The organism is Roseomonas gilardii subsp. gilardii, from assembly GCF_023078375.1.
GTDB classification, from domain to species: domain Bacteria; phylum Pseudomonadota; class Alphaproteobacteria; order Acetobacterales; family Acetobacteraceae; genus Roseomonas; species Roseomonas gilardii.
In genome coordinates this window covers 1,760,692-1,782,918 of record NZ_CP095554.1, presented here as the reverse complement: position 1 = coordinate 1,782,918, position 22,227 = coordinate 1,760,692, and the positions used below count along the sequence as shown (strand labels likewise).

Below are 22,227 nucleotides of genomic sequence, written 5' to 3'. Positions count from 1 at the left end.
GGCATCCCTTCAGGCATTGCCGCTGGCACGGGCGAGCGCGGCGCGGACCCTTGCGGGATCGGCGGCGCGCCAGCGGGCGCAGACATGCTGGTCGGGGCGGATGAGGTAGAAGCCCCCCTCCCCGCCATCGTAGCGCTCCCGCGCCAGGCCCTCGGCATCCTCCAGCACCGTGGCCCCCTCCACGGCGAAGGGCGTGGAGCCGGCGGGGCGCAGGATCACGAGGCGCATCGGCACGGCACCGGAGCCGAGCGCGCGCAGGCCGGCCATCAGGTCGGGCGATGGCGGCGCCCCGGCGAAGAGCAGGCCGGTGAAGCCGCCGCCCAGATGCGGCAGCAGCCATTCCGCCGCTCCGTCCCGGTACACGGGCGCATCCGCCGCCGCCGCGCCGGGCACCATGGCGCCGGCGAAGGACTCGCCATCCGGCGTGTTCAGCGGCGAGTCGCGCAGCACTGCCGGCACGGAAAGGCGGCCGCTGTTGACCATGCGCCGGGCGAAGTTGCAGTCGCGCGCCAGATCCAGCACGGCATCGCGGAAGGCGCGGCTGACCTCGTTCTTCGGCGTGATGAAATCGGTGCTGCGCGTCGAGTGGCGGATGTTCTCGTCGGCGGCGAAGACACGCTCGCTGTCATAGCTGTCGAGCAGGCTTTCCGGCGCCGCGCCGCGGAGCACGAGGCCGAGCTTCCAGGCGAGGTTCTCGGCATCCTGCACGCCGCTGTTGGCGCCGCGCGCGCCGAAGGGGGAGACGCCATGCGCGGCGTCTCCAGTGAACAGCACACGGCCGTGGCGGAAGCGGTCCATGCGGCGGCAGACGAAGCTGTAGACGCTGACCCATTCCAGGGTGAAGGCACGGTCCTCGCCCAGCAGCGCCCTGACGCGGGGGATGACGTTCTCCGGACGCTTTTCCGCCTCCGGATCGGCATCCCAGCCGAGCTGGAAGTCGATGCGCCAGACATGGTCCGGCTGTCGGTGCAGCAGTACGGACTGGCTGGGGTGGAAGGGCGGGTCGAACCAGAACCAGCGCTCGGAGGGAAAGGCCGCCTCCATCCGCACGTCGGCGATCAGGAAGCGGTCGCGGAAGACCTGTCCCCTGCTTTCCAGCCCCATCAGGCGGCGGGTCGGGCTGCGGCCGCCATCGGCGGCAACCAGCCAGTCGGCCAGGAGGCTGTAGGGCCCGTCCGGCGTCTCCACCTCCAGCCGCACGCCATCTGGGCCGTCCTGCAGGCCCGCGAGGCTGTTCTTCCAGCGGATCTCCAGATTCGGCAGTTCCCGCGCGCGGTCCAGCAGGAAGCCTTCGACATAGTATTGCTGCAGATTGATGAAGGCGGGGCGGGCATGGCCCGTCTCGGGCAGCAGGTCGAAGCTGTAGACGGGCTCGTCGCGGAAGAAGACCTTGCCGCGATTCCAGACCACGCCCTTCTCGACCATGCGCTGCCCGCAGCCGAGGCGGTCGAAGATCTCCAGCGTGCGCTTGGCAAAGCAGATGGCGCGCGAGCCGCCGGCGAGGCGGTCATCATCATCCAGCACCACCACCGATGTGCCGGATTGCGCGAGGTCGATGGCGGTGGCCAGCCCGACCGGGCCGGCGCCGACCACCACCACCGGATGACGGACCGGCTGGGCGGCGTCCTGGTCGGCGGAGCGGCGGTAGCCGAAGCGCAGCGCCTGGTAATCGGTCACCGGGGCCGTGACCAGGGAAGCGGAACCTGGCACGGATGGCGAGACGGCTTCCTGCAACCCCTTGATCCTCCCTTCCACGGACGCCTTTCCGGCGTTCCAGTATGCTTCAGGGGCAAATATGTCTCATCTGATATGATCTGGTCAAGGTCCATCAGGCCGCAGCCGGCGGAAACGGTCGTGCCGGATGGGCAGCCCCAACAGCATACAGGAGAGCCGGACAGCAGCCTTCCCGCCGATGCCCCGCCGGCCGGGTGTACCGGAATGCCTGTCCCGCCCCCTGTGGCCCGGGCCGGGGCGGGACGTTCCTGGCCCACCTCTTGCTTCCGGCCGGGGCAGCCACCCCTGACGGATGGTTTGCCGCAGCGCATGAAGACACCATCCCATTGCGGGTGGAGAGTGCCGGACGCGGCGGCCGGGCGGGCCGGAAGAGGACCGCCGGCAGGGGCGGGATCGGGGCGACGAACAGAACCGGGCACGCGACCGGCGCGAAAGTGGATGAGGGGATCGATCGGATGGTCTGGCGTATCGGGGTGGATTCCGGCGGCACCTTCACCGATGTCTGCCTCTTCGAGGAGGAGAGCGGGCGGATGGCGGTGTGGAAGGTGCCCTCCACGCCGGACGATCCCTCGCGCGGCATCGCGCAGGGCTTCGAGGAAGGCATCGGCCAGGTCGGCGTCGCGGCCGGCGAGGTGGGCTTCCTGGGCCATGGCACCACGGTGGCAACCAACGCGCTGATCCAGCACCGCGGCGTGAAGACCGGGCTGATCACCACGGACGGGTTCCGCGACCTGCTGGAGATCGGACGGCAGAAGCGGCCGGACCTCTACGACCTGCAGGCCGACAAGCCCGAGATCCTGGTCTCGCGCGACCTGCGGCTGGAGGTGCCGGAGCGTGTCCACCATGACGGCCGGGTGGAGACCGCGCTGGACGAGCAGGCGGTGCGCGAGGCCGCCCGGGCGCTGAAGGCGGCGGATGTGAAATCCGTGGCCATCTCCTTCCTCTACGGCTTCGTCCGGCCGGAGCACGAGGCCGCCGCGAAGCGCATCGTGGAGGAGGAGTTTCCCGAAGCCTTCGTCTGCGCCAGCCACGAGGTAGCCCCCGAGTTCCGCGAGTTCGAACGGCTCTCCACCACGGCGGTGAACGCCTATCTGGGCCCGGTGATGGAGGGCTATATCCGCCGTCTCTCCGCCCGGCTGCGCGACCTCGGCCTCGCCGTCACGCCGCAGCTCACGCAGAGCAATGGCGGCGTCATCGGCTTCGAGGCGGCGGCGCGGCTGCCCGTCCGGACCGTGCTGTCCGGCCCCTCCACCGGCGTGGTGGCGGCGCAGGAGATCGGGCGGATGGTCGGCATCCCCGACCTGATCACCTTCGACATGGGCGGCACCTCCACCGATGTCGCACTGCTGAAGGACAGCCAGTGCCGCCTGACCGCGGAGGCCGAAGTGCATGGCTATCCGATCAAGGCGCCGATGCTCGACATCCACACCGTGGGCGCGGGCGGCGGCTCCATCGCCTATGTGGACAGCGGCGGGCTGCTGAAGGTCGGACCGCGCTCCTGCGGCGCCTTCCCCGGGCCGGTCTGCTACGATCAGGGCAGCACCGAGCCCTCCACCACCGACGCGAATGTGGTGCTGCAGACGCTGAACCCGACGCATCTGCTGGCCGGCCGCATGCCGGTGCGGCAGGACCTGGCGAAGGAGGCGATCGGGCGTCTGGCGGAGAGGCTGGGGCTGGACGTGATGGCCACGGCGCAGGGCATCATCAGCGTGGTGACAGCCAACATGGCGCGCGCCATCCGCGTCATCTCCGTGCAGCGCGGCCACGACCCGCGCGACTACACCCTGGTTGCCTTCGGCGGCGCCGGGCCGCTGCATGCGGCGCGTCTGGCGAAGGAGCTCGACATCTCCCGCATCCTGGTGCCGCTGACGCCGGGCATCCTCTGCGCCACCGGGCTGCTGCTGACCGACCTGCGGGCGGATTTCGCCTCCACGCGGCTGGCGGTGCTGGACGAGGCCTCCCTGCCGCTGATGCGCGGGGCCTTCGCCGGGCTGGAAACCCAGGCCGGGAGCTGGTTCGAAGCGGAGGGCATCGCACCGGAGGCGCGGCGCCTGAAGCGCACGGTGGACATGCGCTATGCCGGGCAGAACTACGAGCTGAGCATCCCGCTTCCCGAAGGGGAGATCGGACAGGCGACGCTCGACGCCCTGGCCGAGGGCTTCGCCGCCGCGCACCGGCAGCGCTATGGCTTCGTGGCGGAGGGCGAGACGGTGCAGCTCGTCACCTATCGCGTCGAGGCCACAGGGCTGGTGCGCAAGGCCGCCTTCCAGCCGCAGCCGGAGGAAGGGCCGGACGCCTCCGCCGCGCGGACCGGCGAGCGCGAGGTCTGGATGCCCGAGGCCGGCGGCTGGACCCCCTGTCCCATCTACGACCGCGCGAAGCTGCGGCCCGGCAACATCGTTCAGGGCCCGGCCATCATCGAGCAGATGGACACCACCACCGTGGTGCTGCCCGCCATGGCCGCCCGTGTCGAACCCTATCTGAACCTGATCCTGGAGGCCGCATGAGCGCCGCCGCGCAGGACCGCGTCGCGGTCGATCCCATCACCGTCGAGGTGATCTCCTCCGCCCTGTCCTCGATCACCGAGGAGATGGGCGAGGCGCTGGTGCGCGCCTCCTATTCCACCAACATCAAGGAGCGGCGGGACTGCTCCACGGCCCTGTTCAACACGGCGGGGGAGACGCTGTGCCAGGCCGAGCACATCCCGATGCATCTGGGCAGCTTCATCGGCATCATCCCGCATATCCTCAAGCGCCATCCGGTTGCGGAGATGCGGCCGGGCGATGTCTTCATGGGCAACGACGCCTATGAGGGCGGCGGCACGCACCTGCCGGACATCGTGCTGGCCGAGCCGATCTTCGTCGAGGATGGCGGGCGGAGCCGTATCGTCGCCTGGGCGGTGAACACGGCCCACCATGCTGATTTCGCCGATCGCGGCCATGCGCATATCTTCCAGGAAGGCATCCGCATCCCGCCGATCCGCCTCTACCGCGCCGGCGAGTTGCAGAAGGACGTGCAGGAGCTTCTGCTGCTGAACTGCCAGGTGCCGCGCGAGCGCCTGTCGGACCTGCGGGCGCAGATGGCGGCCAACCGGCTAGGCGTGGAGCGGATGCAGGCGCTCTGCGCAAAGTACGGCACGGACACGGTGCTGGCGGCGGGCGACGCGCTGCTGGACTATGCCGAGCGCAAGATGCGCGCGGGCATCGCCACCATCCCCGACGGCACCTACCGCTTCGAGGATCTGTTCGACAATCCTGAGATCGACCAGGACCTGCCGATGGCCTGCGAGATCACCGTGGCGGGCGACGAGATGCGGCTGCATTTCGAGGCGCCGGACCAGGTCCGCGCCGGGCTGAACATGGTCTACACGGCACTGCTTTCCACCGTCTATTACGCGGTGAAGACGGTGGTGGACCCGACCATCCTGCCCAATGCCGGCCTCGCCCGGCCGCTGACGGTCACGGCGCGGGAGAGCAGTATCGTCAACTGCACCGCCCCGGCCGCGGTGAACGGGCGCATCGCCGCCTGCCAGCGCGTGGTGGACCTGATCCACGGGGCCCTGGCCCAGGTGGTGCCGGAACGGGTGATCGCCGCCTGCAACGGCTCCGTCGCCTCCGCCACCTTCGTCGGTACGCAGCCAGGCACGGGGGAGATCTGGGTCTATCTGGAAACCATCGGCGGCGGTTCCGGCGCCCGTCACGACAAGGACGGGCTGGACGGCGTGCATGTCCATATGACCAACACCTCCAACCTCCCGGCCGAGGCGCTGGAGCTGGAATATCCGCTCACCCTGCTGCGCTATGAACTAGTGGACGGTTCCGGCGGCTGCGGCACGCATCGCGGCGGCATGGGGCTGCGCCGGGTCTATCGCGCCGAGGCCGAGTGCCGGCTGCGCGTGGACGGCTCCCGCCTGCGCTCCGCGCCCTGGGGGCTGGCCGGCGGCCTGCCGGGCGGCAAGGGCGGCTTCGTCTATGGCGAGGGAGTGGCGCCCTTCGACCATGGCTCCGGCGTGCTCAGGCCCGGACAGGTGGTGGAGATCGTCACCCCCGGCGCCGGTGGTTACGGCCTACCCTCCGGCCGCGGCGCGGAGGCGGTCGCCCGCGACGTGGCGGAACGCCGCATCGACCCCGAAACCGCGCGCCGGGTCTACGGCGTGGCCTGAATGCATCTCCTGCTGGCCCTGGGAAGGACTGACGAACATGTTTCCACGCCTTGCCCGTCGCTCTCTGCTCGGGGCAGGCATGGCCCTGCCCCTGCTCGGCCTTTCCGCCCGGGCGGCGGGTTCCTCCGGGGTGCTGCGCCTGGGCCTTTCCTCCTACCCACCCAACCTGACGCCCTGGATCAATGCCGGCTCCGCCACGGGGACGGTGATGACGTTGATGCATCGCGGGCTGCTGTCCTTCGATGCACAGGGGAAGCTCCAGGGGGAGATCGCGGAGCGCTGGGAGGCGGATGGCAAGGACTGGGTCTTCCACCTGCGCGACGTGACCTTCCACAACGGGAAGAAGCTGACCCCGGCCGATGTGAAATGGTCGATCGAGCAGGTGGGCGGCGAGAAGTCCACCGCCTATATGCGGCCACAGTTCCAGAACGTGGCCCAGGTCGAGACGCCGGATGCGCGCACCGTGCGGCTGGTGATGAAGCAGCCGATGACCACCATCCCGGAATGGCTCGCCACCTATTTCATGCCGATCGTGGCGCAGAACTCGGTCGAGCGCGGCGGCAGCGGCGTGGGGGCCGGGCCTTTCGTGCTGAAGGCGTCGGAGCGCGGCACCTCCATCGACCTGGAGGCCTTCCCGGGTTTCTACAAGCCCGGCCTGCCGAAGCTGAAGGGCGTCCGCATCGTCGCCTATCCCGACGAGAACGCCCGGGTCGCGGCGCTGATCGCGGGCGATGTGGACATGATCGACTATGTGCCCTGGCAATCCATGGCCCGGATCGAATCCGAGCCCAAGCTGCGCCTGGACACGCAGAACGGCCCCTTCATGTACCTGAACTTCAACGGGCGCAGCGGGCCGCTGGCCAACCCGCTGGTGCGGCAGGCGATCGGCTTCGCGATCAACCGCCAGGACATCGTCAGGAGCGCCTTCTTCGGGCGCGGATCGCCCATCCATGGCGCGCCGCTCTCGCCGGACAGCCCATATTTCTCCGAGACCGCGGGCAAGGCCTTCCGACACGACCCGGCACAGGCCAAGGCGCTGCTGGCCAAGGCCGGCCTGCCGGATGGCTTCTCCTGCAACCTGCTCTCCACCGCGCAATACGGCATGCACAAGGACACGGGGGAGGTGGTGCAGCAGAACCTCGCCACCGTGGGCATCCAGGTGCAGCTGAACCTGCCGGACTGGGCCACGCGGGTCCAGTTGGGCAATCGCGGCCAGTACGACCTGGCGGTGAACGGCACGGCGGTGGAGATCGCCGATCCGGACGGGATGAGCCCGATCATCGACAACAGCCTGCCGCCTTCCTACACGCGCAGCACGGGGTTCGAGACGCCCGGGCTGAACCGGTTGCTGGCCGAAGGCAGGGCCGAGAGCGACGTGCCGAAGCGCAAGGCCATCTATGCGAAGGTGCAGGATCTGGTGGTGGAGGATGTGCCGACCCTGGCCCTCTGCTACCGCTCCCAGGGCTATGCCATGACCAGGGCCCTGCAGGGCTTCGCCAATCTTCCGGGGCCGCTTACCTTCTACTCGCCCGCCACGCTGGATGGGGCGAGCCTGCCATGAGAGGAGGGCGGATCTGATGCTGGAACCCCAGGGACGCGTGGTGATGGTGTCCGGTGCCTCGCGCGGCATCGGGCGGGCGGTGGTGGAACGGCTGTTGGACAGTGGCTTCACCGTTTCTGCCGGGGTGCGGAACCCCGAGGCGCTGCCGGAGCATCCGGGCCTCAGCCGCCACCGCTATGACGCGGAGGATCTGGCCAGCGCGGAAGCCTGGGTGGCCGGGACCATGGCCCGGCACGGGCGGCTGGATGGGCTGGTGAACGCGGCGGGGATCAACCCCATGGCCAGCCTGCACGATGCCGACGAGACGGCGCTGGACTCGCTCTGGCGGGTGAATGTGAAGGGGCCGGTGCGGCTCATCCGCCTCGCTTGGCCGCATCTCGTGGCCGCCGGGCATGGGCGGGTGGTGAACCTGGCCTCGCTGTCCGGCAAGCGGGTGAAGAACGCCAATCTCGGCTATGCGATGAGCAAGTTCGCCGTGGTGGCGCTGACCCACGAGGTACGGCGCGAGGGCTGGGATCAAGGCATCCGCGCCACCGCCGTCTGCCCTTCCTTCGTCAATACCGACATGACCGGCCATGTGACGAGCTGGCCGAGGGAGAAGATGACGCAGCCGGCCGATCTCGCCCGGCTGATCGAGACCTGCCTGCTGCTGCCGGATGAGGCGGTGGTGGCGGAACTGCTGGTCAATTGCCGCCTGGAGGATCTGTTCTGACGGCAGGGAGGGGCTCGCCCCTCCCCGTTCCTGCCATCAGGCCGCGGCGCGCTCCAGCGGCTTCCAGCTCGCATAGCGCGGATGCTGCGGGCCGATGGGAAGGAGGACAGCCTCGCCGGTTTCCGCGGAATGGTACATCGCCGTCAGCAGCTCCAGCGAACGGCGGGCATCGGCCAGCGTCACCGGCAGTTCCCCGCCGCTTTCCAGCGCGGCGTGGAAATCCCGCATCTGCCCGGTGAAGCGCGGCGGGACGGGCACCCAGCCGCGCAGCGCCTCCTCCACCCGGGCTGCCGTGGTGGCGTCGCGCGGGATGATGCGCCAGGGGTCCTCGCCGGGGTTGTAGGGGCCCGGGCTGCTCTCGAAGGTCAGGTTCTCGAAGCAGAAATACAGGCGCGTGATCTGTTCCTGGCACCCCACCGTGGCGGCGAGCGAGACCAGCGCGCCGCTTTCCATGGTCAGGCTGGCCACGGCGCAGTCCTCCACCTCGATATGGGGGTGAACGCGCGTGGCCGTCCGGGCGTAGACGTCGCGGATCGGCCCCAGCAGTTCGCAGAGCATGTCGTGCGGATGGATCGCATGGGTGATCAGCGTGCCACCCAGCTCCGTGCTCCAGCGGCCACGCCAGGGCACGGCGTAGTATTCCGGCAGGCGCTGCCAGGCCGTCTCCACCGTCGCCAGATAGGGCTTGCCGGCGATGCCGCTTTCGACGAGGTGCTTCGCCTTCTGGAAGCCGTCGCCGTAGCGGTACTGGAAGATCGGCATCACCCGGCTCGGCGAGCGGGCCTCGGCGGCGATCACCGTATCGACCTCGCGCAGGGAGCCGACCAGGGGTTTCTCGCAGACCGCGTGCTTGCCGGCGGCCAGCGTGGCGAGGATCTGCTCACCATGCAGGCCGGGTGGCGTGCAGATGTCCACGATCTCCACATCCGGCATGGCCAGCACCTCGGCGAAGCTGGGCGTGGCGCGGGGGATGCCGTAATCCGCGGCGAAGCCGGCGAGGCGCTGCGGATCGATGTCGCAGATCGCGACCACCTCGAAGAGTTCCGGATAAGGGAGGTAACCTTCCTCCATGTGCCGGCGGCCGATCCCGGCGCCGATGATCGCGACTTTGCGTCTCGTGGGCATGCTCCGGCTCCTCACTTCCCGCCATACGCGCGATCGGCCATGGCCTGGGCGGTCAGGGCGAGTTCCATGGCCTTGAAACCGAGTTCCTGCGGCATGGCGGTTTCCGTGCGGTCGCGCAGGTCGTTGGCAAAGAGGCGCCCGAAAGGCCGCACCGTGTCGTTGCAGTCGATATAGCGGACACCGTCCCGGTTCGAGAGGAAGAGGTGATCGCCGCCGGGGCGCCCCTCCGGGTCGAAATACTTCCGCAGCTCGATCGTGCCCCCGGTGCCGAGGATCACCAGCCTTCCATCGCCCCAGACCGGCATCGCATCGGGCGTGTACCAGTCCACCCGGACATAGCCGGTGACGGGGCCGGCACGCAGGTGCATGTCGCCGAAGTCGCGGAAGCGGGGATATTCCGGCAGGGCGCGGTTGCCGACCGTGGCGGAAAGGACCTCGCCCTCCACGCCCCGGCCTATCGCATCGGCGAAGAAGAGGAACTGCTCCGCCTGATGGCTGGCGATGTCGGCCAGGATGCCGCCGTTGCGGGACGGGTCGAAGAACCAGTCCGGGCGCTTCGGGGCGCTGAGCCGGTGCGGGCCGAGGCCGACGGTGTTCACGACCTCCCCGATCGCGCCCTGGCGCACCAGCTCCCCGGCCCGGACCGTCGAACGCTGGTCCAGATGCTCCGAGAAGAAGATGCTGTAGAAGCGGCCCGTTTCCGCCCGCACCGCGCGGACCGCCGCCAGATCCTCCAGCGTGAGCATGCCGGGCTTGTCCACCAGCACGTCCTTGCCGTGGCGCATCGCCTCGATGCCGATGCCGGCGCGGTCGGATGGGATGGCGGCGCTGAGGATCAGGCCGATCTCCGGCGCCTCCAGGATGCGCCGGCGATCCGCGATGCGGGGGATTTCCGGGTAGCGGTCCTGGAAGGCGGCGGCGAGATCGTCCTCCGGCGCGTGGAAGCCGGCGCAGTCGCCGCCGGCTTCCCGCATCGCGCGCATCATGCCGTGGATATGGTCATGGTTGATGCCGATGACCGCGAAACGGAACGCCGCCATGGCTCAGCCGCGCTCCAGCACGTCATGGGCCTCGTTCACGAAGCGCTTCGCGCCGTCCTTCGGCGAGAGGCGGCCGAAGCCGATCTCCTCGTTGGTCCGCTTCAGGATGTTGGCGATCTCGCCTGCGCCCTTCGGCGGCGGCGGCGGCACGGGACCGACCCGCGTGCTGACCATGTCGATATAGGCGACCAGCTCCTTGCTAGAATCATCCATGCCCTTCTTGATGACCTCGCGCTGCGCCGCGGCGATGGGCACGCCGCGCTCGACACCCAGGATCTCGCCCGCCCGCGCATCGGTGACGTAGAAGTTCAGCAGCTTCACCGCCTCCTCGGCCCGGGGGGAGCGGCCATAGACGCTCAGAAGCTGCGACGGCTTCAGGTACTGGCCGGGCGGGGCGTCGGGGGCGACAGTGGGCACCATGGTCATGGCGACGCGGTCGCGGTTCAGTTTCTGCATCGCCACGAGCTGGTTGGAATGGGCGAAGTCGATGGCCGCCTTGCCCAGGGTCAGCGGGCTGGTTTCCAGGCTGTTCTGGTAGAGGGCCTGGATCTCCGCCGGCACGCAGGCCTTGCGCTTGCGCAGCCCGTCCCAGTAGCCGAACCATTCCTCCATATCCGCGGTGGTGAAGCCCAGCTTGTCGTCCGGCGCATAGAGCAGCTTGCCCTTCTGGCGCAGGAAGATCTCCAGGATCGGCTCCTGCTGCCCCGCATCCGAGAGGCCGTAGAAATCCGGCTTGTTGGCCTTCCGGGTGATTTCCTCGCCCAGCTTCGCATAGGCATCCCAGGTCAGGTCGGGCGTCGGCACGGGCAGGCCGAACTGTTCCAGCAGCGTGCGGTTGAACATCATCGAGGGCGAATTGGCCCCGAAATTGATGCCGTAGAGCTTGCCGGCCGCCTTGCCGACATCGACGAATTTCGGGTCCCAGTCGCTGATCTGCAGCGTCTTGGGCACATAGGGATCGAGCGGCAGCAGCACGCCGCGCCGCGCGTACTCGAACAGGTAGCGGTAGTCCATCTGGATCAGGTCGGGCGCGTTGCGGCCGACGACCTGGGTGGCGAGCTTGGGCCAGTAGTCGCCCCAGCCCATGTTCTCGCTGTCCACCGACACGTTCGGGTGCAACTGGCTGTAGAGGGCGCTGACCTTGGTGGTCCGGTCCGCCCGCTCCTTGGTGCCCCACCAGGTCATGCGCAGCCGCACCGGCGCCGCCTGGGCCCTGGCCAGGCCGCCACCCGCGAGAAGGCCCAGCGAAGCCATCCCGCCCAGCATGAGGTTCCGCCTCGTCGCCATGCTTCCCTCCCTTTCGTTCTTCTTGTTCAGGCTCAGTCGAGTTGCGCGGCCACGGGCACGGCCCGGCCGGTCTTCACGCTTTCCACCGCGGCGACGCCGCAGAGCACGGACAGTGCCCCCGCCCGTGCGCCGGCGCGCTGATGCAGCGGATCGGGCATCTCCGGATCGAAAAGCATGGCCTGGAGCCGCTTGTCGCCGCCGAAATGGCCGCCATGCTCCCGCTTGATGCGGATGGTCTCGGAAGGGCCGAAGTTCCGCATCAGCAGGATCTCGTCATGATCGCCGATGCCGAAGGGGTCGTTTTCCTTGTGCCGGATCTCCATCCGCCCCTTGCGCCCGTTGAAGGCCAGGTGATGCCCCTCGACCGGCATGCAGGCATTCAGCGAGTAGGAGACCTGCACGCCATTCCCATAGACCAGCGAGGCGCTCATCGTGTCGTAGATGTCGATATCCTCGCGGAAGACACAGGCGTCGCGGACATAGCCATCCTCTCGCGACGGGTCCTCGTAGAGCATTTCCAGCCAGGGATCGGCGGCGATGTCGAGGTGGAAGTCGCAATCCGCCGCGTGGAGGCAGTCGCGGCAGCGTTCGCCGCGATAGGGGCCGTTCGCCCCGTAGTGCCGCAGGTTGCCACGGGCGAAGATCTCCTTCGGCTCATCCGCCACATACCAGTTCAGCAGGTCGAAATGATGCGTGGACTTGTGGACGAAGAGGCTGCCGGAATTCTTCTGATAGGCATGCCAGCGACGGAAGTAGTCGGCCCCGTGCCGCGTATCCAGATACCAGTGGAAGTCGATCGAGGTGATCTCCCCGATCGCGCCCTCCATCAGCAGTTCCTTGATCTTCGCGCCGAAGGGCGCGTAGCGGTAGTTGAAGGCGACATTCACCTTGCGCCCGGTCCGCGCCTCCGCCTCCAGGATGCGGCGGCACTTGGCCGCAGTGGTGGCCATGGGCTTCTCGGTGATGACGTCGGAGCCTGCCTCCAGCGCCTGCACGATCAGGTCGTCATGCGTGTCGTCGCGCGTGCAGACCATCACCGTGGCGGGGCGAAGCGTGGCCAGCATCTCCCCGAAGTCGGTGAAGACCGGCGCGTTGGTGCCGATCGCCCGCTGGGAGCGATGCGCGCGCATCTCGTTGATGTCACAGAGCCCGACCAGTTCCACCTGGGGGCCGAGGCGGGACAGCAGCTCCCTGCCCCACATGCCGGTGCCCCGATGGCCCGTACCGACCAGCGCAATCCGATGCTGCGCGAGATCAAGCGACATACTCACTCCCCATGGACAGGACCGGCGTCAGGCGCGGGCAGACGGAGCCATCGGCGCGGAACAGGTGGCAATCCCCGGCATCGCAGGTGATCGGGATGCTTTCGCCGGGATGGATGTGGCGCTGGCCTTCCAGTTGCAGGGTCACGGCCTGCCCGTCCGCCGTCTGGCCATAGACCAGCGAGGCGCTGCCGAGTTGCTCCACCAGTTGCACGCGCAGGCCGCCCAGTTGGACGCCATCGCTTCCGGCGCGCAGATGCTCCGGCCTGATTCCCAGAATCAAGCCTTCCTCGGCAGGCGGGCGGAGACCGGGCAGGCGCACCTCCTTGCCGCCCAGGAGCACGCCTTCCCCATCCGGTGTCGCATCGACCGACAGGAAATTCATCTTCGGGCTGCCGATGAAACCCGCCACGAAGCGGTTGGCCGGGTTGTTGTAGAGATCCAGCGGCGAGCCGATCTGCTCCACCTTCCCGGCCCGCAGCACCACGATCTTGTCGGCCATGGTCATGGCTTCGACCTGATCATGGGTCACATAGATCATCGTGTTGCCGAGTTTGCGGTGGAGGTTGGCGATCTCCACCCGCATCTGCACGCGCAGTTCGGCATCCAGGTTCGACAGTGGCTCGTCGAAGAGGAAAATTCCCGGCTCCCTCACGATGGCGCGGCCGATGGCCACGCGCTGCCGCTGCCCACCCGAGAGCTGCTTCGGCTTGCGCTCCAGCAGGTGGCTCAGTTGCAGCACCTCCGCGGCCTGCCGCACCCGCCGGTCGATCTCCGGCTTCGGCATCCGGGCCGTTTCCAGCGCGAAGGCCATGTTCTTGTAGACGTTCATATGCGGATAGAGCGCATAGGACTGAAAGACCATGGCGATGCCACGCTGCGCCGCGGGCACGTCGTTCATGACGTTGCCGCCGATCACCAGATCGCCATCCGAGATCGTTTCCAGGCCCGCGATCATGCGCAGCAGGGTGGATTTTCCGCAGCCGGATGGCCCGACGAAGACCACGAACTCGCCGGGCGTGATATCGATGTTCACGTCATGCAGCACGGTATGCTGCTCGAAGCGCTTGAAGACGTGCTGGAGATTCAGGCCGGTCATCGTTTCATCCCCGTGGTGGCGATCCCTTCGATCAGCAGGCGCTGGAAGAAGAGGAAGAACAGGAAGACAGGAACCAGGCCGAGGACCGACATGGCGAAGAGCGCGGGCCAGTCGGATTCCCCGCCCGAATCCACGAAGGACCGCAGGCCGATCTGGGCCGTGTAGGTGTCCATGTCGTTCAGGTAGATCAGCGGCCCGAAGAAGTCGTCCCAGGTCCAGATGAAGGAGAAGATCGCGGCCGTCGCCATCACCGGCAGCGAGAGCGGCAGCATGATCTTCCAGTAGATCCGCCAGGGGCTGCACCCGTCCATCATGGCGGCCTCGTCCAGCTCGCGCGGGATGTTCCGGAAGAACTGGACCATCAGGAAGATGAAGAAGGCATCCGTGGCCAGGAATTTCGGCACCACCAGCGGCAGGATGGTGTTCACCCAGTCCAGGTTCAGGAACAGGATGTATTGCGGGATCAGCGTGACGTGATAGGGCATCATCAGCGTGCCCAGCATCAGCGCGAACCAGAGGTTCTTGCCCCGGAAGCGCAGCCTGGCGAAGGCATAGGCCGCGAGTGAGCAGGACACGACGTTGCCGATCACGGAGAGCACCGCGATCACCGCCGAATTCCAGAAGAACCGCCCGAAGCTGACCTGAAGGCTGTTCCAGCCCCGGAAATAGGCGTCCAGGCTCAGGCTCTGCGGGATGATGGAGATGGTGGAGAAGATGTCCTGGCTGCTGCGGAAGGAGCTCGCGAGCATCCAAAGCAGCGGGTAGAGCATGCAGAAGGCGACGGCGATCAGCACCGCATGCTTCAGGACGGACCGGCCGGCGCCCGACGCACGGGGGCCGCCATGGCGGAGGGCCTCACTCATCGTAATGCACCCAGAAACGCGCGGACAGGAAGGAGACCGCGGTGAAGCCCGCGATGATCAGCACCAGCACCCAGGCGAGCGCAGAGGCATAGCCCATGCGGAAGAAGCTGAAGGCCTCCTGGAACAGATAGAGGGTATAGAACAGGGTCGAGTTCACCGGCCCACCCGTACCCTCGCTGATGATGAAGGCCGGGGTGAAGGCCTTGAAGGCGTCGATCACCTGCACGATGGAATTGAAGAAGATGATCGGCGTCAGCAGCGGCAGGGTGATACGGAAGAACTGCCGGCGCGGCGAGGCGCCGTCGAGGCTGGCGGCCTCATACAGATCCTGCGGGATCTGCCGCAGCCCGGCCAGGAAGATGATCATCGGGCTACCGAACTGCCAGATGCCCAGCACCACCAGCGTGTAGAGCGCGGTGTCCGGGTTGGCGATCCAGCTTGGCCCCTGGATGCCAACCAGGGCGAGGAGCTGGTTCAGCAGGCCGGTGCCGGAGAAGATCTCCCTCCACAGCACCGCGATGGCCACGCTCGCCCCCAGCAGGGAGGGCAGGTAGAAGATGGCTCGGTAAATGGACAGCCCGCGGATGCCCTTGTTGAGCACCATCGCCACGCCCAGGGCGAAGGCGAGCTTCAGCGGTACGGTCAGCACCACATAGGTGAAGGTGACGCGGAGCGATTCCCAGAACTTCACGTCCGAGAACAGGATGCGCCGGTAATTGGCCAGCCCCGCCCAGCGCGGGTCGGTCATCAGGTCGAAATGGGTGAAGGACAGGGCCAGGGAAGCCAGGGCCGGCCCCAGCGTCAGGCCGAAAAAGCCGATCAGCCAGGGCAGCAGGAAAAGATAGCCGGGCAGGCTTGCCCAGCGTTTCCGGCTGGCCTTACGCTTCCGGGCGGCGGTCCAGCCCGTCTCAGCGGCGGCGATCTGCATGATCCCCCGCCCCGTTTCCGGGTTTCGTCATCGGTCGTCCTCCCCATGGCTCTTGCGGCCATGTCCGTCAGCCCCTACTCAACAAGCAGGTAACCGGTTGGTTCCCACGCTAGGGAGGCGCCTCCCTTCGTGTCAAGCACGGATGTGATCGTTCGTGATCGCATGCGAGCAATCTTTCTTCTGGCCTTGCGAAGCTCCCACGGCAATTTTGTGGAATCATGTCGGACATCCTCATCCCGCAGCGCAGCAAGCGCGCCGAGACCACCCGCCGGAAGATCCTGGACGCCGCGGTTGCCGAATTCACCGCCAATGGCCTGGCCGGGGCCCGGGTGGACGAGATCGCAGCCCGGGCCGGCGTGAACAAGCGCATGCTCTATGTGCATTTCGGCAGCAAGGAAGAGCTCTGGATCGAGGTCCTGGAGCATGTGTACAGCGCGAAGCGGGAGGAGGAGCGGGCACTCGATGTCGGCAACCTGCCGCCAGTGGAGGCCATGGCGCGGCTGGTGCGCTTCAACCTGCGCTACACGGCGCGGCACCCGGAATTCGTCACCCTGCTGAACCAGGAGAACATGCACCGGGCCAGTTACCTCGGCCGTAGCGAGCAGGTGCGCGCCCTCTACTCGCCACTGCTCGAATCCGTGCGCGACGTTCTGTTGCGCGGCGCCGAGGCCGGCGTCTTCCGGCGCGACGCCGATCCGTTGCAGACCTATGTGACCATCGTCGCGGTCGGGCATTTCTACGTGGCCAACCTCCACACCCTGTCCGCCATATTCAAGACCGACCTGTCGACCGAGGTGGCTCTGGGTCTCCGCGAGGATCACTGCGTGGATGTGATCCTGGGCTATCTTCGTGCTTGACCGGCCAGCCCCTCCCGTTCTTAGGTAACCACGTAGTTACCTAAACACGGGATGGAATCGTCATGGCAGAGCGTCGCATTGGCCTGATCATGCATGGCGTGACAGGGCGCATGGGCATGAACCAGCACCTGATCCGCTCGATCGCGGCCATCCGGAGGGATGGCGGGGTGCCGCTGAAGAACGGCGACCGGCTGATGCCGGACCCGATCCTGGTCGGCCGCAACCGCGAGAAGCTGGAGGCCCTGGCCCGGGCCCATGGGGTGGAACGCGTAGGCACCGATCTCGACGAGGCCCTGGCCAACAAGGACGATGAGATCTTCTTCGACGCCGGCACGACGCAGATGCGCGCCGCGCTGATCCGCAAGGCCATCGCCGCCGGCAAGCATATCTACACCGAGAAGCCGACCGCCGATAACCTGGAGGACGCGCTGGACGTGGCCCGCCTCGCCCGCAAGGCCGGGGTGAAGAACGGCGCGGTGCAGGACAAGCTCTTCCTGCCCGGGCTGGTGAAGCTGAAGATGGCCATCGACAGCGGCTTCTTCGGCAAGATCCTCTCGGTGCGCGGCGAGTTCGGCTACTGGGTCTTCGAGGGCGACCTGCAGCCCACCCAGCGCCCCTCCTGGAACTACAAGAAGGACGAGGGCGGCGGCATCATCCTCGATATGCTCTGCCACTGGCGCTACGTGCTGGACAACCTGTTCGGCGAGACCAGGGCGGTCTCCTGCCTCGGCGCCACGCATATCCCGCGCCGCATCGACGAGAAGGGCGAGACCTACGAGGCCGATGCGGACGACGCCGCCTATGCCACCTTCGAGCTGGAGGGCGGGGTGATCGCGCAGATCAACTCCTCCTGGGTCACGCGGGTGCGGCGGGACGATCTCGTGACCTTCCATGTGGACGGCACGCATGGCTCCGCCGTGGCCGGGCTGATGACGTGCCGGACGCAGAGCCGGGTGAACACGCCCAAGCCCGTCTGGAGCCCCGACACGCCGCAGCCCATCGACTTCTTCGAGGGCTGGGAGGAGATCCCCGACACGCAGGCCTATCCCAACGGCTTCCGGGCGCAATGGGAGCTGTTCCTGCGCCATGTCGCGGGGGAGCTGCCGGAGTTCAGGTGGAACCTCCTGGCCGCCGCCAAGGGCGTGCAGCTCGCCGAGGCCGGGCTGAAGTCCTGGGCCGAGCGCCGCTGGATCGACCTGCCGAAGCTGGAGGTCTGACCCCCGTGCCGACCCTGACCCTGCCGGGCGCCGACGGGCACCTGGCGCCCTACACCACCGGCACGCCGCGGGAATTCCCCGTGGCGAAGCCGCCCTTCCCGCGCATCGCCCTGGCCGCCGCGCATCTGGTGGCCGATCCGCTGGCGGAGCAGGACCCCTGGCTCGATGTGAAGATCGACTGGGACCGTACCATCGCCTTCCGCCGCCATCTCTGGTCGCTGGGCCTGGGCGTGGCCGAGGCGATGGACACGGCGCAGCGCGGCATGGGCCTCGACTGGGCAGGGGCGCAGGAGCTGATCCGGCGCTCCCTGGACGCGATGAAGGACGTGCCGGGCGCGGTGATGGCCTCCGGCGCCGGCACCGATCATCTGGCGCCGGGGCCGGATGTCACGGTGGACGACGTGATCCGCGCCTATGAGGAACAGTGTTCCACCGTCGAGGGCATGGGCGGCCGCATCATCCTCATGGCCTCCCGCGCCCTGGCCCGGGCGGCGCGCGGGCCGGACGACTATGTCCGCGTCTATGACCGCATCCTGCGCCAGGTGCGGGAGCCGGTGATCATCCACTGGCTGGGCGAGATGTTCGATCCGGCGCTGGAGGGCTACTGGGGCCATCCCGACCACTGGAAAGCCATGGAGGTGGCGCTGGAGGTCATCGGCGACCATGCCGGCAAGGTGGACGGGGTGAAGATCTCCCTGCTCGACAAGGAGAAGGAGATCGCCATGCGCCGCCGCCTGCCGCCCCATGGGAAGGGCCGCGTGCGGATGTACACGGGCGACGACTTCAACTACGCCGAGACGATCGCCGGGGATTCCGAGGGCCATTCCGACGCGCTGCTCGGCATCTTCGACCCGATCGCCCCGGCGGTGGGCGGCGCGCTGGCCTGCCTGTCGCGGGACGACCTTCAGGGCTTCCACGACATCCTGGCGCCGACCGTGCCGCTCAGCCGGCACATCTTCAAGGCGCCTACCCGCTTCTACAAGACGGGCGTGGTATTCATGGCCTGGCTGAACGGGCACCAGGACCACTTCACCATGGTCGGCGGCCAGCAATCAGCCCGCTCCATCGGCCATTTCGTGGAGCTCTTCCGCCTCGCCGACAAGGCCGGGCTGCTGCGCGATCCGGATCTCGCCGCCGCGCGCATGCGGCAGATCCTCGCGGTGCATGGCGTGTCATGAGCATGGCGAAGAGCGATCCCGGTCCCCTCTCCCTCAACACCGTCACGGTGAAGGAGCGCTGGGGGCTGGCGGAATGCATCGAGGGCTGCGCCCGGCACGGCATTCCCGGCATTTCCCCCTGGCGCGACGTGCTGCAGGCCATGGGGGTGGAGCAGGCGGCGCGGCAGATCCGCGATGCCGGGCTGCGCGTCACCGGCCTGTGCCGCGGCGGCATGTTCACGGCCCCCGACGCGGTGGGCCGCGCCGCCGCCATCGAGGACAACCGCCGCGCCATCGCCGAGGCCCATGCCATCGGCGCCGCCTGCCTCGTGATGGTCTGCGGCGGGCTGCCGCCCGGCTCGCGGGACCTGCCGGGTGCGCGGGAGATGGTGCGGGAGGGCCTGCACGCCATCATGGGCGAGGCCCGCGATGCCGGCGTGACCATCGCGCTGGAGCCGCTGCACCCGATGACCTGCGCCGACCGCTCGGTGCTGGCCACGCTGGGGCAGGCGCTGGATCTCTGCGAGGAGCTGGGGCACGGCAGCGGCGTGGCGCTGGATGTCTATCATGTCTGGTGGGATCCGGATCTCGCCCGGCAGATGCGGCGCGCGAAGGGAAGGATCGCCGCCTTCCACACCTGCGACTGGCTGGTGCCGACCACGGACACGGTCTTCGACCGCGGGCTGCCGGGCGATGGGGTGATCGACATCCCCGCCCTTCGCGCCATGGCGGAGGAGGCCGGCTGGCCCGGCGGGGCGGAGGTGGAGATCCTGTCCCGCCGCTGGTGGGCACGCGATCCGGACGAGGTGCTGCCTTTGCTGAAGGAGCGCCACCAGAGCGCCTGCTGACATCCTTTGCCCTTCACGCCGGCAAGGCGCGGAGGGCGCGGCCGGTTTTCCGGCGAAGCACGGTGCGGACCACCGCAGGGCCCGCGCCCATCCAAGCAAGAAAAAACATGTTCGGGAGAAACAACGGAAATGTTCATCGCGAGACGCGGCCTCCTGGCCGCCGGACTGGCCTTTCCATCCCTGGCCCTTCCGTCCCTGGCCCTTGCCCAGGGCAGCAACGCCGCTGCCTGGGCGCCCACGCATCCGGTGCGTTTCGTGGTTCCCTTCCCCGCCGGCGGCGCCACCGATGTGGTGGCGCGCGTGCTGGGTGAGCGTCTGCAGCAGCGCCTCGGCCAGCCGGTGGTGGTGGAGAACCGCACCGGCTCCGGCGGCAATCTCGGCATGGAAAATGCCGCGCATTCCCCTGCCGATGGCCATACGCTGGTGATGGCGACCATGGGGACGCTGAGTATCAACCAGCACCTGTACAGCAATCTCGGCTTCGATCCGGTGAAGGGCTTCGCCCCGGTCTCCATGGCCTTCGGCACGGACCATGTGCTGATCGTCAATCCCAAGGTCCCGGCGCGGACGGCGCAGGACTTCGTGGCGCTGGTTCGGGAGAAGGGCAGCGCCATCAGCTATGGCTCGGCGGGGTCCGGCAGTTCCACCCATATGGTGGCGGAACTCTTCCGGCTCGCCGCCGGCATCCAGCCGATGCATGTGCCCTATCGCGGCAGCGCCCCGGCCCTGAACGACACGGTGGCCGGGACGGTGCAGTTCATGCTGGACCAGCTTCCCTCGGCGATCGGCCAGGTCCAGGCTGGAACGGTGCGCGCCCTGGCGACGACCGGCCCGAAGCGTTCCGCCCTGTTGCCGGACGTGCCCACCATGGCAGAGGTCGGGCTTCCGGCGGCGGAGGCGACCTCCTGGGGGCGGTCCTCGCACCCGCCGGGACGCCGCCCGCCGCCATCGCCCGCTACAATCAGGCGATCCGCGAGATCCTGGCCGAGCCCGGGGCGCAGGAGCGCCTCGCCGCCGCCGGGGCGGACGCGGTCTCCTCCACGCCCGAGGAACTCGCCGCCATCATCCGGCGGGAAAGCGACAAATGGGGCCGCGTGGTGCAGGAGGCGAAGATCACCGTCAACTGACGGCCCCTCGCCTGCCGCTCAGGCCAGGGAGGGCAGGTCCTGCGCCCGGACTTCGTGGCGCAGGGGCTCGCCGGACAGGAAGCGCCGGATCTCCTCGATGACCAGCGCCGTCATGCGCTGCGTCTCCGGCCCTTCCGCCCCGGCGATATGCGGCGTCAGGAAGACGTTGGGCAGGTCGTAGAGCGGATGCTCCGGTGGGAGCAGGTCGGGTTCCGTCACGTCGATCACCGCGCTGATCCGCCCGCTTCGCAGCTCCTCCACCAGCGCATCCTGGTCCACCAGCCCGCCCCGCGCCGTGTTCACCAGCGCCGCGCCGTCCCGCATCAGCGCCAGTTGCCGCCGGCCGATCATGCCGCGCGTGGCGGGCAGCAGCGGTGCGTGCAGGCTGACGAGATCGGCCCGGGAAAGCAGCTCCTCCAGCGGCAGCAGGGTGACGCCGAGCCGCGCGGCCTCCTCCCCGCTCACGAAGGGATCGTGCAGCAGTACTTGCAGGTCGAAGGGCCGCAGCAGTTCGATCACCCGGCGCCCGATCCGCGAGGCGCCGACGATGCCGACGGACCGGCCGTAATTGCCCAGGCCGGGCGCGAGGTTGCTCCAGGGCTTCGGCGCGTCGCGCCGCTCCCGGTACAGCCGGTTGAGACGGAAGACCTGCTTGTTGGCGAAGAGGATCGCTGCCAGTGTGTATTCCGCCACCGGCAGCGCATTGGCATCGGCGGCATTGACCACGCGGATGCCGCGTTCCCAGACCTCGGGCGCGAGATGCCCTTTCACCGTGCCGGCGAGATGCGCCACCAGCCGCAGGCGCGGCATGGCCTCCAGCGCTGCCCGGTCCAGCCGCGGCGCGCCCCAGCCGGTGACCAGCACCTCGACCCTCGGCAGGAGTGGCGCCAGCGCCGGATCGTCGAAGCCTTGCAGGGGATCGGGCCGCAGGACATCCAGCATCTCCCGCAGCGCGGCATGCTGCGCCATGGAGACGGTTTCGGGATTGCGGCCCGGATCATAGGCCAGCAGGGCGGCGGGTCCGCTCATGATTCCTCCCCAGCGTCATTTCCGCATCGCAGCAAAAGTAACCAAATGTTTACATTGCCCGGCAATGAAGGTTTCCGTATCCGTCAGCTATCCGCAAGCCTTCATCCGTTGTTGCTTGACAGTTCATGGCACAGGAATAACCCTCCGGTTACCAGGAGATAAAAGCCGGCCGACACGGAGGCCGGGTGCCAGAATGGCCCGGAAGCGGCCCCCGCAGCA

17 protein-coding genes and 1 pseudogene are annotated in these 22,227 nt (G+C 68.2%); 9 read left to right on the top strand and 9 right to left on the bottom strand.

The genetic code is table 11. The features are described from left to right. Positions 1–9: 9 nt before the first annotated feature. Complete coding sequence (locus tag MVG78_RS07980) at positions 10–1,755, bottom strand: FAD-dependent oxidoreductase (RefSeq protein ID WP_247559775.1); 1,746 nt, start codon at positions 1,753–1,755, stop codon at positions 10–12. Between the two features lie 434 nt (positions 1,756–2,189). Here MVG78_RS07980 and MVG78_RS07975 point away from each other — a divergent pair, with 434 nt between their 5' ends. Genes MVG78_RS07975 through MVG78_RS07960 form a run of 4 tightly spaced genes read left to right on the top strand, consistent with a single transcriptional unit; the run spans position 2,190 to position 8,169 of the window. Beyond that, on the top strand, positions 2,190–4,241 hold the full coding sequence (locus MVG78_RS07975) for a hydantoinase/oxoprolinase family protein (RefSeq protein ID WP_247559773.1): 2,052 nt from the start codon (positions 2,190–2,192) through the stop codon (positions 4,239–4,241). After that, a complete protein-coding gene (locus tag MVG78_RS07970; protein ID WP_247559771.1) occupies positions 4,238–5,896 on the top strand; it encodes a hydantoinase B/oxoprolinase family protein in 1,659 nt (552 codons plus the stop codon). Before MVG78_RS07975 ends, MVG78_RS07970 begins: the two co-directional genes overlap by 4 nt. A 37-nt stretch (positions 5,897–5,933) precedes the next feature. Then, entirely contained in the window at positions 5,934–7,457 is a 1,524-nt protein-coding gene (locus MVG78_RS07965) for an ABC transporter substrate-binding protein (RefSeq protein ID WP_247559768.1), read from the top strand. A gap of 16 nt (positions 7,458–7,473) precedes the next feature. Further along, on the top strand, positions 7,474–8,169 hold the full coding sequence (locus tag MVG78_RS07960; protein ID WP_247559766.1) for an SDR family NAD(P)-dependent oxidoreductase: 696 nt from the start codon (positions 7,474–7,476) through the stop codon (positions 8,167–8,169). A 36-nt stretch (positions 8,170–8,205) separates the two neighbouring features. Here the strand turns inward: MVG78_RS07960 and MVG78_RS07955 are convergent, their stop codons facing one another. From MVG78_RS07955 to MVG78_RS07925, 7 genes are read right to left on the bottom strand one after another with little or no spacing between them, the layout of a single operon-like run. Next, positions 8,206–9,294, bottom strand: coding sequence for a Gfo/Idh/MocA family protein (locus MVG78_RS07955; RefSeq protein WP_247559763.1), 1,089 nt, complete (start codon positions 9,292–9,294; stop codon positions 8,206–8,208). 11 nt (positions 9,295–9,305) lie between these two features. Continuing rightward, positions 9,306–10,334 (bottom strand): Gfo/Idh/MocA family protein, encoded by a 1,029-nt coding sequence (locus MVG78_RS07950; protein WP_247559760.1) that lies wholly within the window; start codon positions 10,332–10,334, stop codon positions 9,306–9,308. 3 nt (positions 10,335–10,337) lie between these two features. Continuing rightward, complete coding sequence (locus MVG78_RS07945) at positions 10,338–11,621, bottom strand: ABC transporter substrate-binding protein (protein ID WP_247559757.1); 1,284 nt, start codon at positions 11,619–11,621, stop codon at positions 10,338–10,340. Between the two features lie 32 nt (positions 11,622–11,653). Next, positions 11,654–12,823, bottom strand: a complete 1,170-nt coding sequence (locus tag MVG78_RS07940) for a Gfo/Idh/MocA family oxidoreductase (RefSeq protein WP_247559755.1) — start codon at positions 12,821–12,823, stop codon at positions 11,654–11,656. A gap of 52 nt (positions 12,824–12,875) precedes the next feature. Beyond that, entirely contained in the window at positions 12,876–13,982 is a 1,107-nt protein-coding gene (locus MVG78_RS07935; RefSeq protein ID WP_247559754.1) for an ABC transporter ATP-binding protein, read from the bottom strand. Further along, positions 13,979–14,845, bottom strand: coding sequence for a carbohydrate ABC transporter permease (locus MVG78_RS07930; RefSeq protein WP_247559753.1), 867 nt, complete (start codon positions 14,843–14,845; stop codon positions 13,979–13,981). Before MVG78_RS07930 ends, MVG78_RS07935 begins: the two co-directional genes overlap by 4 nt. Further along, the gene (locus MVG78_RS07925; protein WP_247559751.1) at positions 14,838–15,773 is read right to left on the bottom strand and encodes a carbohydrate ABC transporter permease; all 936 of its coding nucleotides are present in this window, start codon (positions 15,771–15,773) and stop codon (positions 14,838–14,840) included. The genes MVG78_RS07930 and MVG78_RS07925 overlap by 8 nt, the downstream gene beginning before the upstream one ends. Before the next feature lie 218 nt (positions 15,774–15,991). Between MVG78_RS07925 and MVG78_RS07920 the strand changes: the two genes are divergently transcribed. From MVG78_RS07920 to MVG78_RS07900, 5 genes and pseudogenes are all read left to right on the top strand, one after another. Next, positions 15,992–16,630 carry a TetR/AcrR family transcriptional regulator gene (locus MVG78_RS07920; protein ID WP_247559748.1) on the top strand — a complete coding sequence of 213 codons (639 nt, stop codon included), beginning with the start codon at positions 15,992–15,994 and terminating at the stop codon, positions 16,628–16,630. A gap of 62 nt (positions 16,631–16,692) precedes the next feature. After that, positions 16,693–17,847, top strand: coding sequence for a Gfo/Idh/MocA family protein (locus MVG78_RS07915; RefSeq protein WP_247559746.1), 1,155 nt, complete (start codon positions 16,693–16,695; stop codon positions 17,845–17,847). A 5-nt stretch (positions 17,848–17,852) separates the two neighbouring features. After that, complete coding sequence (locus MVG78_RS07910; RefSeq protein ID WP_247559743.1) at positions 17,853–19,025, top strand: dihydrodipicolinate synthase family protein; 1,173 nt, start codon at positions 17,853–17,855, stop codon at positions 19,023–19,025. Further along, entirely contained in the window at positions 19,022–19,852 is an 831-nt protein-coding gene (locus MVG78_RS07905; RefSeq protein ID WP_247559741.1) for a sugar phosphate isomerase/epimerase family protein, read from the top strand. The genes MVG78_RS07910 and MVG78_RS07905 overlap by 4 nt, the downstream gene beginning before the upstream one ends. A 129-nt stretch (positions 19,853–19,981) precedes the next feature. Then, positions 19,982–20,979: pseudogene (locus MVG78_RS07900) on the top strand (Bug family tripartite tricarboxylate transporter substrate binding protein). Positions 20,980–20,997: 18 nt separating this feature from the next. On the opposite strand, the gene MVG78_RS07895 reads toward MVG78_RS07900, so the two are convergent. Continuing rightward, the gene (locus MVG78_RS07895; protein ID WP_247559739.1) at positions 20,998–22,008 is read right to left on the bottom strand and encodes a hydroxyacid dehydrogenase; all 1,011 of its coding nucleotides are present in this window, start codon (positions 22,006–22,008) and stop codon (positions 20,998–21,000) included. Positions 22,009–22,227 lie beyond the last annotated feature (219 nt).